This window comes from Streptomyces sp. NPDC058307 (assembly GCF_042880295.1).
In the GTDB taxonomy this organism is placed as follows: domain Bacteria; phylum Actinomycetota; class Actinomycetes; order Streptomycetales; family Streptomycetaceae; genus Streptomyces.
In genome coordinates, this window is the sequence record NZ_JBHVYZ010000010.1 from 142,183 (window position 1) to 157,960 (window position 15,778).

Genomic DNA, 15,778 nt, shown 5'->3' on the forward strand with positions numbered 1-15,778 from the left:
CCCTTTCGGTGTCGCGGCGTGGTGCGTGCGCTCAGCGCACCGGGGCGCCCTGTGCCTGCTGCGGGGCGATGCCCAGCGCGGTCGTGTACTTGGCGAGGACGAGCTTGCCGATCGCCGGGTAGGGGCCGAGCGGCTCGGCGGCGGAACAGCCGGCCTCCTTGGCGGCCTCCTCGATCACCGCGGGGTCGATCTCCGGACCTATCAGGTACGGCGCGAGCGCCAGCTGCTGCGAACCGGAGGACCGCAGCTGATCGGCGATGGACGCGATCGAGCCGTCCTGGTCGAGCGCCGCCGCCATGACCGGCACGGCCAGCCGCGCGGCGAGCAGCATGCCGGTGATCCCGGCCGCCTGCACGGCCTCCTCGCCGCCCACCGCGCCGAGGATGATGCCGTCCGCGGCGGTCGTCACGGCGAACAGACGAGCACGGTCGGCGCGGGCCAGCCCGGCCTCCGACAGACGCACGTGCAGCGCCTCGGCGAGCAGCGGGTGCGGGCCCAGCACATCGGTGAGGTCGGACGCGATCCGGCTGTCCATCACGGCCTGGCGGATCCGGCGCAGCAGCGAGCTGTCCGGACCGGCGAGCAGCGGCACGACGACGGCGACGGGGCCCTCGGGCTCCCTGACGTCCACCCCGGCGGCCTTGGCCTGCTCGTAACGCGCGGTGCGCTCACCGGCGGTGTGGGCCAGCACGGCCTGGAGCGTGGGGAACTCCGAGTCGTCCCCGTCCAGGTATCCGATCCGCGCGTCGAGACCGGGCAGCTCGGAGCGGGCGATGCTCACGACCTCCTCGGCGAGGCTGCGCGTGGCCGGGCCTGGCGTGCCCGGCACCGCGAGGACGAGCGCGGGCGCGCCCTCGGGAGCCGCCAGCGGCTCGGGTCGGCGGTGCCGCCCGGGCTGGCGAGGTCGCGGCATTCGTACGGGCAGGCCGGACGCGGGCCCAGTGGGGGAGCTCATGGCGACGCATGTTACTGGCTTCCTGGGCTTCCCTGTTCGGGGAGGGTGCAGGTGAGCGGTATCCGTCCGGTTTTGTCTGATGAGTTACGTCCGCTTCAGCCCCTCTTTGGGGTCACGACGTACACCATCGCCTCATCACCCGGCAGGGTGAGCGAACTCCGCGCCAGTTCTGTGGCGATCTGTACGGATCCCTCCAACGGCCCGCCCGCCGCCGGGACTCTCCGTGCGTGCGGCAGCCGCCGCTCCAGCTCCTCCTCCAGTGGTACGAGGAGGGCGGCACCCATCCCGAACAGGCCACCGGTGAGGCTGACATGTGCCTCGCCCTCCGTGGGACAGACCGCGGCCGCGGACTCGGCCATGTGCCGGGCCGCCTCGCGCAGGATCCGCTCGGCCACGGGGTCGCTGTCGGCGCAGGCCGCCACTTGGGGCGCGAAGGAGGCGAGGACGGCGGGCCGGTCGGGGCGCGGGTAGAGCCTGCCGGGCAGTTCCCGCACCGGTCCCAACGACTCCTCGGCCCGGGCCAGCAGCACCGCCGAGCCCCCGGGCCGCCCGTCGTGGGCACGCAGAGCGGCCTCCAGACCGGCCCGCCCGATCCACGCGCCGCTCCCGCAGTCGCCCAGCAGATGGCCCCAGCCGTCCGCCCGGCGCCAGGACTTGAGGTCGGTGCCGATCGCGATGAGACCGGTACCGGCGGCGACGACCGCACCCGGGCGCGATCCGAGAGCGCCGGTGTAGGCGGTCACCGCGTCCGCGACGAGCGCCACGGTCCGCACCCCGAACTCGCGCTCCAGCGCGGCGGGAAGCTCGGCCCGCAGGGCATCGCCCAGGCTCGCTAGACCGGCCGCCCCGACGACGGCGGTACCCAGCCCTGTCACCCCGGCCTCGGGCAGCAACGCCCGTACCATGGGCACCAGTTGCTCCATCAGATGGCCCGGGTCGATGCCGCGCGGCCCCGTCCGGACCGGCACCCGCGACTCCCGCGGGGCCGTGGTCCCCCGGCCGGTGGCGCCGACGACGACCCGCAGGCCGGAGCCGCCGGAGTCGACGGCGAGGAACCCGTCCCCCGTACCGGTCCCGTTGAGTGACAAGCTCCCCGCCTTCCCGATGACCGGCCGCGGGCTCTGCCCGACGGGCTCGAAGGTCTCGACCGGGAGGAAGGGTAACGCCCGTGGGACCGCCCGCGCGGGGGGCTTGCCTGGGCATGCGGGGTGTCAGTGGGTGCCAGTAGAGTGACGCGCCGTGGCACCACGACCCTTGCACGAACTTGTCGAAGCAGGCTGGGCGAAGGCTCTTGAACCTGTGGCCGAACGCATCACGGCCATGGGGGACTTCCTCCGGGCCGAGATAGCGGCGGGCCGGACCTATCTGCCGGCCGGGGGGAACGTCCTGAGGGCGTTCCAGCAGCCCTTCGACGACGTCCGCGTCCTGATCGTCGGTCAGGACCCCTACCCCACGCCGGGAATGGCGATCGGGCTCAGTTTCGCGGTGGCGCCCGAGGTGCGCTCCCTGCCGGGGAGTCTGGAGAACATCTTCCGGGAGATGCACTCCGACCTCGGGCTGCCCAGGCCGTCGAACGGCGACCTGACGCCGTGGACCGAGCAGGGTGTGCTGCTGCTCAACAGGGCGCTGACGACGGCCCCGCGCAAGCCCGGCGCGCACCGCGGGCAGGGCTGGGAGGAAGTCACCGAGCAGGCCATCCGGGCGTTGGCGGCGCGCGGGAAGCCGCTGGTGTCGATCCTGTGGGGGCGTGACGCCCGCAACCTCCGCCCCCTTCTCGGCGACCTCCCGGCGATCGAGTCGGCCCACCCGTCGCCGATGTCGGCGGACCGCGGCTTCTTCGGCTCGCGCCCGTTCAGCCGGGCCAATGACCTGCTGATGCGGCAGGGCGCGCAGCCGGTGGAGTGGCGACTGCCGTAGGACGCATGCCGCGGACCGCCGTCCGCGGGACTGCTCGACTCCGGCCCGCGCCGAGCTGTGCGGCCTGCTCGGACATGCCGTGCAGGCCACCGTGGCGGCCCTCGGGAGGCCGCCACGAGCGCCTGTGGCCGAACCGGCGGATCGTGCCTCCGCCGACCGGCATCAGGAAGAGCGCGCGCGGCCTGATGCCGGCCCTCCGGGCGAGCGGTGTGGTGACGGACGTGTCCGCCCGGGCTCCTCCCGACGCCGTGCTACGGAGCCTCGATGTCGGTCCCCTGGCTGGTGCTGGTACCGGCAGGCCTCTTGATCTTGAAGCTGTCCTTGTAGGTGGTGCCGTCCTCGCAGGTCACTGTGGCATTGGCGGACATACCCGCCTTGGAGATCTTGGTGAACTTCACCGAGTAGTCGCCCGTGTCGTCGACATCGGTCTTGTCGGTACGGGTCTCCTTGCTCGTTGTGATCGTCACCTTCACGGCCGTGGACCCGTTGGAGCAGTCCTCGACCGAACCGCTGACCACCACGGTGGCTTTCGCCGGGTCGGCCTGGGCCTGGGTCGCTACGGCCAGGGAGACGGCAGCCGTCGCCGGCAGAATCATCGCGGCGGCGCAGATGGCAAGACGATTACGCATGGCTTCTCCTAGCTAGTCGGCAGACGTCGCGAACGGCTGCCCGCGGAAGGTGCGGGCCACGGATTCCGGTTCACCGTCCGACGGACGCGCGGGGGACCGTCTTCCAAGCTCCGGCTTCCTCGGGCGCGGAACAAGGGCGGGGTCTGCCCACCGCCTGTGGGCACGACTGCCCACGAGAGCCCCTCACGGCGGCTCTACGACTGGCCGGTGAAGCCCTGCTCGACGGCGAGACGGGTCAGATCGGAACGGCGCCGGGACCCCGTCTTTTCGCCGATGCGGTCCAGATGGGACTGGACGGTGTGCTTGCTGATGCGCAACCGGCGGGCGATCTCGTGGTCCGTCGCACCGTGGGAGAGAAGCCGGAGGACCTCGCGCTCCCGGTCGGTCAGGCGCGGGGAGCGCGGGAGCAGCCGGCTGGCTGGAGGGCACACGTAGCTGCGTCCGGAGCCGACGGCACGGATCGCCGTGAGCACCTCGTCCTCCTCGGTCTGTCGGCTGAGATAGCCGCGGGCCCCCGCCTGGATCACCTGGACGGCGTCGATCTGCGGCGAGGACGACACGACGATGACGGCGTGTCCCCGGGTTCCCAGCTGGGCCACGACCGTGACGAGTGCCGGCGCGGGCTGTTCCAGGTCCACCAGGACCACGTGCGCGTGCCGCAGACCGCTCTCCGCCCGCTCCACGGACGCCGCGGCGGCGACCAGGTCGAGGTCGGGCACCGAGTGGATCAGGCGTGAGAGGCCGCGCCGGAAGACGGGGCAGTCCCCGATGACCGCGACACGCACTACATCGGCACTCACAGGGACCTCTTTCGACGCGCGCGAGAACCCCCTGCCCAAGCTTCGACGCTGTCCTCGGACCGCGTCGCACCGAACTAGCCCGTCCAGGGCGTCACCCACCCGATCGCGGCGACTGTCGGGGACCCGGACGGTGGGCAGGCAGCGGTCCGTCTCTTGACATGGGCGTGGCAAGCAGGAGCCCCGAACGCAACAGACGCCCGCGGGCAGGAGGAAGCGCCGGACCCCTCCCGAAGAGCACAGGGGGCCCGGCGCGGGTCATCCGAGGACTCCCCCGACGGAGAGGCTCCGCTCCACCGGTCAGGTCAGGACGAGTTCCAGGACGGTGACGGACAGCGGCGGCACGGTGCTGGTGAACGCAGCCGCGGCCCCGGTGACGGTGCTCGTCCTGGGCACGAGCGCGGCGGGGTCGGTCAGCGTGTTGGTGGCGGTGCGCGAGGGACCGGTCAGGACGGTGGCGGTGGCGCTCTTCCTGACCCCCTTGGCCAGGCCCTTCAGCTCGACCGGCACATCCACCTTCTCCGTCCCGCAGTTGACGACCGCCACATAGAGCCGGTTCCCGGCGCGCGTGGCCACGGTGGCGAGCCCGGGCAGGGCGCGTGCGGTGGCCGGCAGCACCGTGTCGCCCAGCTTGCTCGTCAGCATCTGCTGCGCCCAGTAACTGGGGGAGACATAGCTGGTGAGGTTGTCGTAGGCGATCAGATTGGTCGCCCAGACGTTGTTCTTGACGTGGGAGAACAGCGGTGCGTAGCACTCCATGAGGACCTGGTCCGAGTTGCGGATCAGGCCGGCCAGCCAGGCGGCGTCTCCCAGTGCGGCGTTGAGGTCGGGGGTGGGGCGGCCCTCCTGCGCGGCCCACTCGCCCACGAAGACCTTCGTCGAGTCACGGTCCCTGTTGTCGTACTTGTGGGTGGCGGCCTGGGCGGCGGACGGGGCGAGGTAGTAGTGCTCGTCGATGAGGTCGGGAGTGCGGCTGGTCACCGTTGTCGTGGCTATCAGCTTCAGGTGTGGGTGCTTCGCCTTGATCGCGTCGTAGAAGTCCGCGAAGCGGGAGTCGTACGAGCCCGAGGAGTCGAACCAGTCCTCGTTGCCTATCTCCACGAACTCCAGGGGGAACGGCTTCGGGTGGCCGTCGGCCGCGCGCCTGGCGCCCCACTTGCTGGTGACCGGGCCCGTGACGTACTCGATCTCGTCGAGGGCGTCCTGGATGTACGGCTTGAGCGCGTCGCCCGTGACGTGTTCGCCCTGCAGCGCGTAGCCGGCGAAGACGGCGAGGACCGGCTGGGCGCGCAGGTCCTCGACCCACTCCAGGTATTCGAGGAGTCCGAGCCCGTCCGTGGACCAGTAGCCCCACGCGTCGTCCATGTGGCCTGGGCGCTCCCAGACCGGCCCGATGGTGTTCTTCCAGTTGAACCGCGTCGCGATGGTGTTGCCCTCCAGGAAGTTCCCGCCGGGGAAGCGCAGGAACTTCGGCTTCAGGGCGACCAGTTTCTCCATCAGGTCGACGCGCAGGCCGTTGGGGCGGTTGTTGTAGGTGGGCGGGAAGAGGGAGACGTGCTGGAGCCACAGGGTCTCGCCCGCGGCGGCCGGGTCGGCGGTGGTGACCGTCAGTCGCGCGTCGCCGGTGACCGGGGCGCCCGCACCGGTGCGCAGGGTCACCTCGAAGGGGCGGTCGGGGAAGGCCGTACCGATGTGCGGGATCCGCGCCGAGGCGTACACCGTCGCGCCGTCCGCCGACTCGATGGCCACCGTGAGCGGACCGATCCGGCTCGAGGCCTTGGCGAACAGCCGGGCGGTGTAGGTGGTGCGGGGCCGCACGGGTATGCCCCAGAAACCGTCGTTGGCCACCCCGGCCCGGTTCCCGGCGCCGGTTCCGCTCGGCAGCACGATCTTGAGGGAGCGGGTGAGGACCTCGTTGAGGGGCGTGGTGGTGTCCAGCGCGAGGGTCGTCCCGCCGACGGCGGACCAGTGCACGGGCGCGGTGTCGCTGGCCATCATCGAGCGGTTCTGCACCAGTTCGGCGTAGATGCCGCCCTCCCCGGAATGGTTGATGTCCTCGAACATCAGGCCGGGGAGGATGGGAGAGACGGCGTGCGCGGGGTGGGCGACGTCCACGCTCAGCAGCGGTGTCGTGGTCTCCACCGGGACTCCGGCCAGGGTCGCGACCTGGTCGGAGGTGAGGGCGGCCGGAAACAGCTGTACGTCGTCGATCAGGCCGTGCCACTGGTCGACCTGCCCGCCGCCGTACAGCGCGCGGCCGATGGCGGTGTCGCCGGTGCCGGCCCAGCCCGCGGTGTAGGCGGTCTCCCCTTCGAGTACGCCGTTGACGTAGAGGCGGGTGACACCGGCCGAGGGGTCGCTGACGCCGACCAGGTGGGTCCAGGTGCCGGTGGCCGGGGCCGAGGCGGCGGCCGCGACGGCGGCGTTCTGGGTGGCGTCCGAGTCCAGTCGGGCGAAGGCGAAGGTGCCCGTGTCGTCGCGCAGCCCCAGGTAGAAGGCGCTGACGACCTTGCCGTCGATGCTCACCGCGGTCTGGTAGCCGCCCAGCTGGGCGAGGTTGACCCAGGCGGCCACCGAGAACGCCTTGGAGGTGTCGAGGGCGGGTCCGGACGCGACGGCGTTGCCGCCGGCCGTGAGGCTCAGGCTGTGCGCGCCGGCCTTCCCGGTACCCCAGGCTGCCGCCCCCTGGAGCGTGGCGGTGTGCGCGTTGCCGGACGAGTCGGCGGCGGAGGTACCGGCGCCCTCGTCGAAGGTCCAGTGCGCGGCCGCGGCGGGGAGGTCGACGGGAGCGGCCACGGCCGCGGGGGCGGCGACAGCGGGAACCGACCCGGCGAAGGTCCCGGCCAGGGACGCGGCACCGAGGGCGGTCAGGACGGTCCTGCGGGACGGTCCGACGGTTTCTGAGGGCATGCACAGTTCCTTCGTGTCAGAGGTAACCAGGTGAACCCGGATGAACCGATGAAGCGCGGGCCCGTCGGCGGGGAGGGGCAGACGGGCCCGCGATGGCCTCGACCGTCAGGTCAGGGCGCGATGTTCCACTGCTGGCAGGCGTTGTCGAGCTGCTGCCACTGCCGGACCGCCGTGCCGTTGGTCGTCGCGCAGTTCGCCACGTCCAGCGTCATACCGGTGTTGACGTTGGTGATCGTGTACTGGCTGCCGACCTTGGTGACGTCCCACTGCTGGCAGGTGTTGCCGAGCGAGGCCCACAGCTGGACGGCGGTGCCGTTGCTCTGTCCGCAGTTCTTGTCGTCCAGGACCGTGCCGCTGTTGACGTTGGTGATGGTGTAGTGGCCGTTGCCCGCACTGGCGAACTTCCACTGCTGGCAGGTGTTGCCGAGCGAGGCCCAGATGTCGACCGACGTGCCGTTGGCGGTACCGCAGTTGACCGCGTCCAGGACCTTGCCGGAGTTGGCGTTGGTCAGTCGGTAGGCGGTGCCGGCGACCGGGAAGTTCGCGGCCGGGGTGGTGTAACCGACGGAGGTGATGTTGGCCTGTACGGCGTTGTCGGCGGCGTCGGTCGGGTAGCCCGAGGTCATGACACCCTCGAAGAACGAGCCGTCCGAGCCGTTGCTGTTGTCACCGCCGGTGCCGAGGACGATGGCGCCCTCCAGGTGCATCGGGGTGTATCCGCCGAGGTTGGGAAGCGCGCCGTTGTACCAGGTGGTCAGTGAGCCCGACTGTGCGTTGCCGCCCTTGATCGCGTAGGTCGTGGTGCCGTTGTTCTTCTCCAGCGCGGTGACGAACTCACTGGAGTTGCCCTTGTTGTTGGAATTCGAGCCGTTCCCTCCGAAGAAGAGACCGTTCTCCAGGTCCGCCTCGACCCAGGGGCCCGATCCGGCGCCGGAACACGAGAACCAGCACTCCGTACCGAAGTTGATCGCGTCCATGTGACCGTTGCCGGTGTCGTTGCCGGACGTCTCGGCGTTGCCGTAGTCGAAGCAGCACCGGTTGTTCACGTGGTGGCCGCTGGTCACCATGTAGGCGCCCTCGGGGGAACTGCCGGTGGCGATGCCGGTGGTGCTGTTGTCGCGGTAGCCGACGCCGGCGGACACGAAGACGCCGTACGCCGCGTGGCCGCCTACCGTGACCGGCAGGGCGTTGGCGATCGCGCCGACGTCCTGGCCGCCGTTGCCGCCGGGGCCCTCGATGGTCAGGTCGTTGTGGTTCGGGCTCTGGTCGTAGATCTTGGTGATGACGCAGGTCGTGCCGGAGCAGAAGGAGTCCTGGGCCGCCGCGTTGGCGTAGCCGCCGGCGCTGAGGAGGCCGATGTTGGTGGTCGCGCCGTCCGAAGCACGCTTGACCTGGTAGAGGGAGCCGCCGTAGGAGGCGTAGAGCGCTCGCGTGGTGCTGTGCGCCGCGGCACACGGGGTCCCCGCGGAGGCGTAGATGTCGCAGGGCAGGGACGTGGCGGCCGCTGCTGTGGCCGCGGTGCCGACGACCCCGGCCAGGATGCCCCCGACGAGCGTGAGGATCGCGCCCAGAGTCAGCAGGAGCCCTCTGCGGCGCGAGCCTCGCACTCGACTTCTCACTCGGCCTGTCACTCGACCGACTCGACTCGTTCGACCTGTCACGGTGAACCTCTTCCGTCGTGCGTTCTTCTCGTCCGGCGCTGTGTGCTCCGGGAGAGCGGAAATGTGGGCGCTAACATCTCGGGCCCTCGGAGATCGGCAGGCATGCGAGCCGGACAGGAGGGCGAGCGGAGGGGAGGGGAGAGCCGGACTGGGCGATCCGTAGATCGAGCAGCGCCGTGGGGAGTGCCACTGCTGGTCAGGGCGGCGGATCGGTCCGGTGTGGGTGACTTGTGCGGGTGCCGTTCTCGTGCGGTCGGCGAGTTGGACGGCCGCTCTCGTGGCACCGTCTTTTTACGGCCGGATGAATACGGGGTCAACACGGTCGAACAGTCAAGAGTGCGGAAACAAAAGCTGTGCAGTCTGTTTACCCGGGCGCGAGGCGATGCCGGAACGGACGCTGGGCCGACTAATACCACCAGGTCAAAGGGCTCTTTGCCAGCGCGTCGAAGTCCGGAAAACCCGTGATCGAGGGCCCCGAGCTGCCTTGCCCACGGGGAATGTGTGCGCTAACAATTCGCTCAACGGCGTGCCGCTCCCACCGGAGTAGCAGACCATCGACAACAACACGACGGTGCGTGAGGAGGCGGAGCATGGACGGCGATCGCGCACCGGTGATGGCGGACGTGGCCCGGATCGCGGGAGTCTCGCACCAGACCGTCTCCCGGGTCCTCAACGACCACCCGAACGTCCGGCCCCGCACCCGGGAACGCGTGCTCGCCGCCGTCCGCGAACTCGGCTACCGCCCCAACGCCGCCGCCCGCACCCTGGCGACCCGCCGCACCCGCACCCTGGGTGTGATCAGCTTCAACACGACGCTGTACGGCCCCGCTTGCATGCTCTACGGCATCGAGCAGGCGGCCAGGGAGCACGAGTACTTCGTCACCGTGGCGGCGGTCGGCACACTCGACCGGCACTCGGTGCTGGACGCCGTGGACCGGCTGCGCGACCAGAACGTGGCGGGGATCGTCGTCATCGCGCCGCAGACCGCCGCGGTGGGCGCACTGGCCAACGTGCCGGCGGACGTGCCCCTGGTCGCGGTCGGCTGCGGCACCCACACGGCACTGGTCTCGGTCGCCGTGGACAACGAGGCAGGTGCCGAACTGGCCACCTCCTACCTGCTGGACCTCGGCCATCGCACGGTGCACCACCTGGTGGGGCCACGTTCCTGGCTCGACGCGCAGGAACGCGAGGCCGGATGGCGTGCCGCTCTGGAGAAGCGGGGGGCTCCCGTGCCCGAACCGCTGGCCGGCGGCGACTGGACGGCTCGTACCGGATACGAGCACGGCCGTCGGATCGCCGCCGACCCCGAGGTCACCGCCGTGTTCTGCGCCAACGACCACCTGGCCCTCGGCCTGTTGCGGGCCCTGCAGCAGGCAGGACGCCGGGTGCCGGAGGACATCAGCGTCGTGGGGTTCGACGACATGCCGGAGACCGAGTACTTCGGCCCGTCACTGACCACCGTCCGCCAGGACTTCGACGAACTCGGCCGCCGTGCCCTGCGGGCGCTGATCGAGCTCGTCGGCGATCCGGACGCCGGGATCCCGGCATCCGGCGACAGACCCCACATCGTCATCCCGCCCAGCCTTGTGGTGCGGACCTCGGCGACCCGCCCGCGCCCCCGAACAGAGAGCCCGACATGACAGCCTCCCGCTAGCGCCACCCCCTCGACATCCCTGTCGGCAACACCCGTTGTGAGCCACCTGCTGTACGGAGCACCGCCGCGCCGACCGTGAGCGATCGGCCGTGACGTCCACAAGGCACGACTGCTCACCCAGGGCCCACCGTCCCGAGCGGTCGGCCCCTCCTCAGCCCTGACTCACCGTCAGGCCTCCCCGCGCCCTCGCCGCGCTCACCACGATGAGCCCCCCCGCCCGGCGACGCCGACGCCTTCCACCACGTACCGCTTCCCAGCGGCCCCTTCGTACCTGTGTCCGCCCTCCCCTGCACCGGCATGCCCGCGAACAGGTGTGCTTCCCGGCGTTCCCCGTGTTCCCACCCTCCCCGACACACCAACTCGAACCTCCCAGAAGGACGTTGATTCCCATGCTCCGCACCAGAAGGTCCCGCACCCTGGTCACCGCGACCGCCGTGCTCCTCTCGCTCGCCGCCGCGGGCTGCTCCAAGAGCGCGGGCGGCTCCGACGCGTCCAGCTCGGCCGGTACCAAGGCCGCCGCCCCGGTCACACTGGCTGGCTCGGTCACCTTCAACCAGACCAACCTCGCCAAGCTCGACGCGGCCTTGAAGTCCGCGCTGGCCGGCAAGGACCTGTCCAAGGTCGACATCGCGATGGTCGTGAACGTGGCCGCCGACTACTGGAAGGCCGGTCAGGTCGGCTTCCTCAAGGGCTGCTCCGACCTCGGGATCGCGAAGAGCAAGTGCACCTACTTCGCCCCGCCCGGCGGCAAGCTGACCGAGCAGAACTCGGAGCTGGAGACGCTGCGTTCGCAGGGCGTCACCGGTTACTCGATCTCGGCGATCGACCCGACCTCGGCCGCGGGGACCATCCACACCGACGTCCAGAAGGGCATCGGCGTCCTGGCGATCGACTCCCCGCTGCCGGGCACCGACGCCGCCTCGCTGTACCTGGGCACCCCGAACTACACCGCCGGCTTCCAGGCGGGCACCGCGATGAAGCAGGTGCTCGGCGGCAAGGGCAAGGTGGCGATCCTGGTCGGCTCCCTCACCGCCTCCAACGCCACCCAGCGCATTGCCGGCTTCGAGGCCGCACTCAAGGGCACCAAGATCACGGTCGCCCAGAAGGTCAACGACAACCTCCAGGCCAGTACGGCGACTTCGGACGCGGAGACCATCCTCGCGAACAACCCGGACGTCAACGGCCTGTACGGCGTCTACTCCTACGACGGTCCCGCGCTGGCCCAGGCGGTCACCTCGGCCGGAAAGACCTCGTCCGTGCACATCGTCTCCGACGACTCCGACGCCCAGACGCTGAAGTTCATCAAGTCCGGCGTGATCTCCGGGACCGTCGTGCAGATGCCGTACCAGCAGGGCTACACCGGGGCGTACATCCTGGCCGCGGAGAAGGTGCTGGGCAAGGACAAGACGATGGCGCTCGTCAAGCCGTACCTGGAGAAGGACGGTTCGACCCTGAGCTCCGGCGTGGGCCTGGTCACCAAGTCCGACCTGAGCGCGTACCAGTCCCTCGAGTCCCAGCTCGGGATCGGCTGAGCATGACGGCCACGAAGAACGTCCCGGACGACGCCCCGGACCGCGCGGTCACCGCGCGGCTGCGGGGGGTGCACAAGTCCTACGGACCGGTGCGCGTCCTCGACCTGCCCGAACTCGACCTCTACGCCGGCCAGGTGATCGGCGTGGTCGGCGAGAACGGCGCCGGGAAGTCCACGCTCATGGGCACGCTGGCCGGATCGGTGCACCGGGACGGTGGCGAGATCCTGATCGACGGGGAGCCGCTCGCCGCCGGGTCCACCGAGGCCGCGGGGCAGCTCGGCATCGCCATGGTCTCCCAGGAGTTCCCGCTGGTCGGACAGCTCTCGGTGGCCGAGAACCTGCTCCTCGGCCGTCGCCCGCGCCAGTCGAAGCGACGGCTGCTGGTGGACCGTACGGCACAGCGGGCCGAGGCGAAGGCGATGCTCGAGGAGATCGGCCTGTCCGACGGGACGATCGAGGTGAACCGGGAGGTCCGCACCCTTCCGGTGCCGACCCGCCAGATGATCGAGATCGCCAAGGCCTGGGGCCGCGAACCCAAGCTGCTCATCCTGGACGAGCCGACCTCCTCACTGGGGCCGGTCGAGGCCCGGATGGTGCTCGGCCTGGCCCGCCAACTCGCCGACCGCGGCGGCACCGTGCTGTTCATCGGCCACCGCCTCGACGAGGTGCGGGAGATCAGCGACCGGGTCCTGGTCCTGCGCAACGGCAGGCTGGTCGCCGACCTCGAACCCGCCGAGGCCGGCGAGGAACGGCTGATCCGGGAGATGGTCGGCGGCGAGGTCGCGCAGGGCGAACCGAAGGCACCGCCCGCGACAAGCCCCGTCCTGCTCCAGGCCGAGGGCCTGACCGCGGACGGCCTCGGACCGGTCGACCTGGACGTGCGCGAGGGCGAGATCCTGGGCGTGGCCGGGCTGATGGGCTCGGGGCGCAGCCGCCTGGTCCACACGATCGCCGGGGCACAGCCCTCGACCGGCGGCCGGATGCTGCTGGGCGGCGAGCCCTACCGGCCGCGGGGCGCGGGCGACGGCGTGGCGGCCGGGATCGCGCTGATCCCCGAGGACCGCAAGGAGCAGTCACTCGTCCTGTTCGCGTCCATCCGGGCGAACGTCGTCGTCTCGGTGCTCAAGCGGATCAGTACCCGGGGCCTGCTCGCACCGGGCCGGGAACGCGCCGAGGCACGGAAGATCACCGAGAACGTCAACGTGCGGATGCAGTCGGTGGAGCAGCCGATCGGCTCGCTGTCCGGCGGCAACCAGCAACGCGCCATCTTCGGCCGGGCGTTCGCCGCCGAACCCCGCCTGCTCCTGCTCGACGAGCCGACCCGTGGCGTGGACGTGGGCGCGAAGGCGGAGATCTACAAGCTGATCGACCAGGCGGCGGAGCAGGGCATGGGGATCGTGGTCGCTTCCTCCGAACTGGAGGAGCTGCTGTGGATCTGCCACCGCATCGCCGTGATGAACCACGGGCGGGTGGTCACGGTCATCGACCGGGCCGACGCCACCAAGGAGCGGATCATGACGGCCGCGGCCGGCACCTCCTCGCTCGATGAGCACCACGTGACGAACGGAGTTACAGCATGAGCGCGCAGAGCACGCTCGCCCCGAACGAGGTCGCGCCGCGCTCCCGTTCGGCCGCGTCGACCCTCGCCCGCAGACTCGCCGCCTCCCCGGAGGCCGGCGTGATCATCGCCTGTGTGGTGGTGTTCGTGGCGATCGCCGCCAACGCGGAGACGTACACGGCGGTGGGCAACCTCCAGGTGATGGGCCGCGACCTCTCGCAGGTCGGGATCCTCGCCATCGGTGAGGCGCTGGTCATCCTGACCGGTGGCATCGACCTGTCGGTGGGCGCGCTGGCCGGCCTGGCCGGCATCCTGGCCGGCTGGATGAACGTCAACGAGGGCCTGCCCGCCCCCCTCGCGATCCTGCTCACGCTGGTGATCACCGCCGCCGTCGGTCTCTGGCACGGCGTCATGGTCACCCGCCTCAACGTGCCGCCCTTCGTGATCACCCTGGTCACCTACACGGTGGCGCAGGGCACGGCACTCGCGATCACCAGCGGCTCACCCATCAACGACCTCGACCCGATGTTCAGCAACCTGAGCCAGTACTACCTCGGCGAAATACCGGTCCCCGCCCTGTTCTTCGTCGGCGCGGCAGCCGTCGCCTGGTTCGTGCTGGAGCGCACCTACGTGGGCCGCCAGATCTACGCGGTCGGCGGCAACAAGGAGGCCGCCCGGCTGGCCGGCATCCCGACCGCCCGCCGGATCACCTCCACCTACGTCGCCAGCGCGGCCCTCGCCGGTCTGGTCGGCATCCTGGTGATCGGCCGTATGAACGTGGCCGACCCCTCGGTCGGCGCCGGCTGGGAACTGACCGCGATCGCCGCCGCGGTGGTCGGCGGGATGTCACTCTCGGGCGGTGAGGGCCGTATCGCGGGCATCGCGGCGGGCGCGATCCTGCTGGAGTTCATCACCAACGGCCTGCTCGCCCTCAAGGTCAGCCCCTACGACCAGCAGGTCGTCCAGGGAGCGGTCCTCGGCGTCGCCATCCTGCTCGACCGGGCGCGCGCCCGCTACTTCGGTAGAAGCCGCAGTTGAGGACACCGGGCGACCCGGCCGACCCGGCGCTCGCATTTTCTCGAACGTCGACCGATACGTCGAACATCACTGTGTGGAGGAGCCGATGGTGAACGCCGCGGACGAGCCGACCGGGAACCCGGAACCCTGCGTCGTAGGAGTCGACTTCGGGACGCTGTCCGGACGGGCCGTGGTGGTCCGGGTGCGGGACGGCGCGGAGTTGGCGACGGCCCAGCACGAGTACCCGCACGCGGTCCTGGACCGCGCGCTGCCGGACGGCGCCCGGCTGCCCCCCGACTGGGCCCTCCAGGTGCCGTCGGACTACGTCGACGTACTGCGTCACGCGGTGCCGGCGGCCCTGGCGGCAGCCGGCGTGGCGCCCGAGCAGGTCATCGGCATCGGCACCGACTTCACCGCCTGCACGGTCCTGCCGGCGCTCGCGGACGGCACCCCCCTGTGCGAGCTGCCCGAGTACACCGCCCGTCCGCACGCCTACGTCAAGCTGTGGCGCCACCACGCGGCCCAGGCGCAGGCCGACCGCATCACCACGCTGGCCGCCGACCGCAAGGAACCGTGGCTCAAGCGGTACGGCGGGAAGATCTCCTCGGAGTGGGAATTCGCCAAGGCACTCCAGGTCCTGGAGGAGGACCCGGAGATCTACCACCGCATGGAACGCTGGGTGGAGGCGGCCGACTGGATCGTGTGGCGGCTGTGCGGGACGTACGTGCGCAACGCGTGCACCGCCGGCTACAAGGGCCAGTACCAGGATGGCACCTATCCCTCCCGGCGCTACCTGGAAGCGCTCAACCCCGGCTTCGCCGACTTCGTGACGGAGAAACTGGAGCATCCGATCGGTGCGTTGGGCGCGAAGGCCGGACACCTGACGGCCGAGGCCGCCGCCTGGACGGGACTGCCGGAAGGCATCGCGGTGTGCGTCGGCAACGTCGACGCCCATGTCACCGCGCCCGCGGCCGGGGCCGTCGAACCGGGCCAGATGGTCGCCATCATGGGCACCTCGACCTGCCATGTGATGAGCTCCGACCAGCAGGGCACGGTGCCGGGCATGTGCGGGGTCGTGGACGGCGGGATCCTTCCGGGCCTGTGGGGCTACGAGGCCGGGCAGAGCGGGGTCGGCGACATCTTCGGCT

At 70.8% G+C, this 15,778-nt stretch carries 12 protein-coding genes; 6 read left to right on the forward strand and 6 right to left on the reverse strand.

The genetic code is table 11. The annotated features are described in order from the left end of the window. Positions 1-31: 31 nt before the first annotated feature. Positions 32-955 carry a sirohydrochlorin chelatase gene (locus ACFVYN_RS10560; RefSeq protein ID WP_389995439.1) on the reverse strand — a complete coding sequence of 308 codons (924 nt, stop codon included), beginning with the start codon at positions 953-955 and terminating at the stop codon, positions 32-34. Between the two features lie 95 nt (positions 956-1,050). Further along, the gene (locus ACFVYN_RS10565; protein WP_389995441.1) at positions 1,051-2,043 is read right to left on the reverse strand and encodes an N-acetylglucosamine kinase; all 993 of its coding nucleotides are present in this window, start codon (positions 2,041-2,043) and stop codon (positions 1,051-1,053) included. Between the two features lie 151 nt (positions 2,044-2,194). On the opposite strand from ACFVYN_RS10565, the gene ACFVYN_RS10570 reads away from it, so the two are divergent. Then, on the forward strand, positions 2,195-2,872 hold the full coding sequence (locus tag ACFVYN_RS10570; protein WP_389995444.1) for a uracil-DNA glycosylase: 678 nt from the start codon (positions 2,195-2,197) through the stop codon (positions 2,870-2,872). Between the two features lie 251 nt (positions 2,873-3,123). Here the strand turns inward: ACFVYN_RS10570 and ACFVYN_RS10575 are convergent, their stop codons facing one another. The 4 genes from ACFVYN_RS10575 to ACFVYN_RS10590 form a co-directional block, all read right to left on the reverse strand. Continuing rightward, positions 3,124-3,501: a hypothetical protein gene (locus ACFVYN_RS10575; protein WP_389995446.1), complete on the reverse strand. Its 378-nt coding sequence runs from the start codon at positions 3,499-3,501 to the stop codon at positions 3,124-3,126. A 194-nt stretch (positions 3,502-3,695) separates the two neighbouring features. Beyond that, positions 3,696-4,301 (reverse strand): LuxR C-terminal-related transcriptional regulator, encoded by a 606-nt coding sequence (locus tag ACFVYN_RS10580; protein ID WP_389995449.1) that lies wholly within the window; start codon positions 4,299-4,301, stop codon positions 3,696-3,698. A 297-nt stretch (positions 4,302-4,598) separates the two neighbouring features. Continuing rightward, on the reverse strand, positions 4,599-7,208 hold the full coding sequence (locus tag ACFVYN_RS10585; protein ID WP_389995451.1) for a LamG-like jellyroll fold domain-containing protein: 2,610 nt from the start codon (positions 7,206-7,208) through the stop codon (positions 4,599-4,601). A gap of 110 nt (positions 7,209-7,318) precedes the next feature. After that, entirely contained in the window at positions 7,319-8,815 is a 1,497-nt protein-coding gene (locus ACFVYN_RS10590; RefSeq protein WP_389995454.1) for an arabinofuranosidase catalytic domain-containing protein, read from the reverse strand. 644 nt (positions 8,816-9,459) lie between these two features. Here ACFVYN_RS10590 and ACFVYN_RS10595 point away from each other — a divergent pair. The 5 genes from ACFVYN_RS10595 to ACFVYN_RS10615 all read left to right on the forward strand — a co-directional run. Further along, positions 9,460-10,509, forward strand: coding sequence for a substrate-binding domain-containing protein (locus ACFVYN_RS10595; protein WP_389995457.1), 1,050 nt, complete (start codon positions 9,460-9,462; stop codon positions 10,507-10,509). 403 nt (positions 10,510-10,912) lie between these two features. Beyond that, positions 10,913-12,055 (forward strand): substrate-binding domain-containing protein, encoded by a 1,143-nt coding sequence (locus ACFVYN_RS10600; protein ID WP_389995460.1) that lies wholly within the window; start codon positions 10,913-10,915, stop codon positions 12,053-12,055. Positions 12,056-12,057: 2 nt separating this feature from the next. Further along, complete coding sequence (locus ACFVYN_RS10605; protein WP_389995463.1) at positions 12,058-13,635, forward strand: sugar ABC transporter ATP-binding protein; 1,578 nt, start codon at positions 12,058-12,060, stop codon at positions 13,633-13,635. Beyond that, complete coding sequence (locus ACFVYN_RS10610) at positions 13,632-14,651, forward strand: ABC transporter permease (protein WP_389995465.1); 1,020 nt, start codon at positions 13,632-13,634, stop codon at positions 14,649-14,651. Before ACFVYN_RS10605 ends, ACFVYN_RS10610 begins: the two co-directional genes overlap by 4 nt. A gap of 85 nt (positions 14,652-14,736) precedes the next feature. Then, positions 14,737-15,778 (forward strand): ribulokinase (locus tag ACFVYN_RS10615; RefSeq protein ID WP_389995490.1); only part of this gene is annotated, 1,042 nt, incomplete at its 3' end.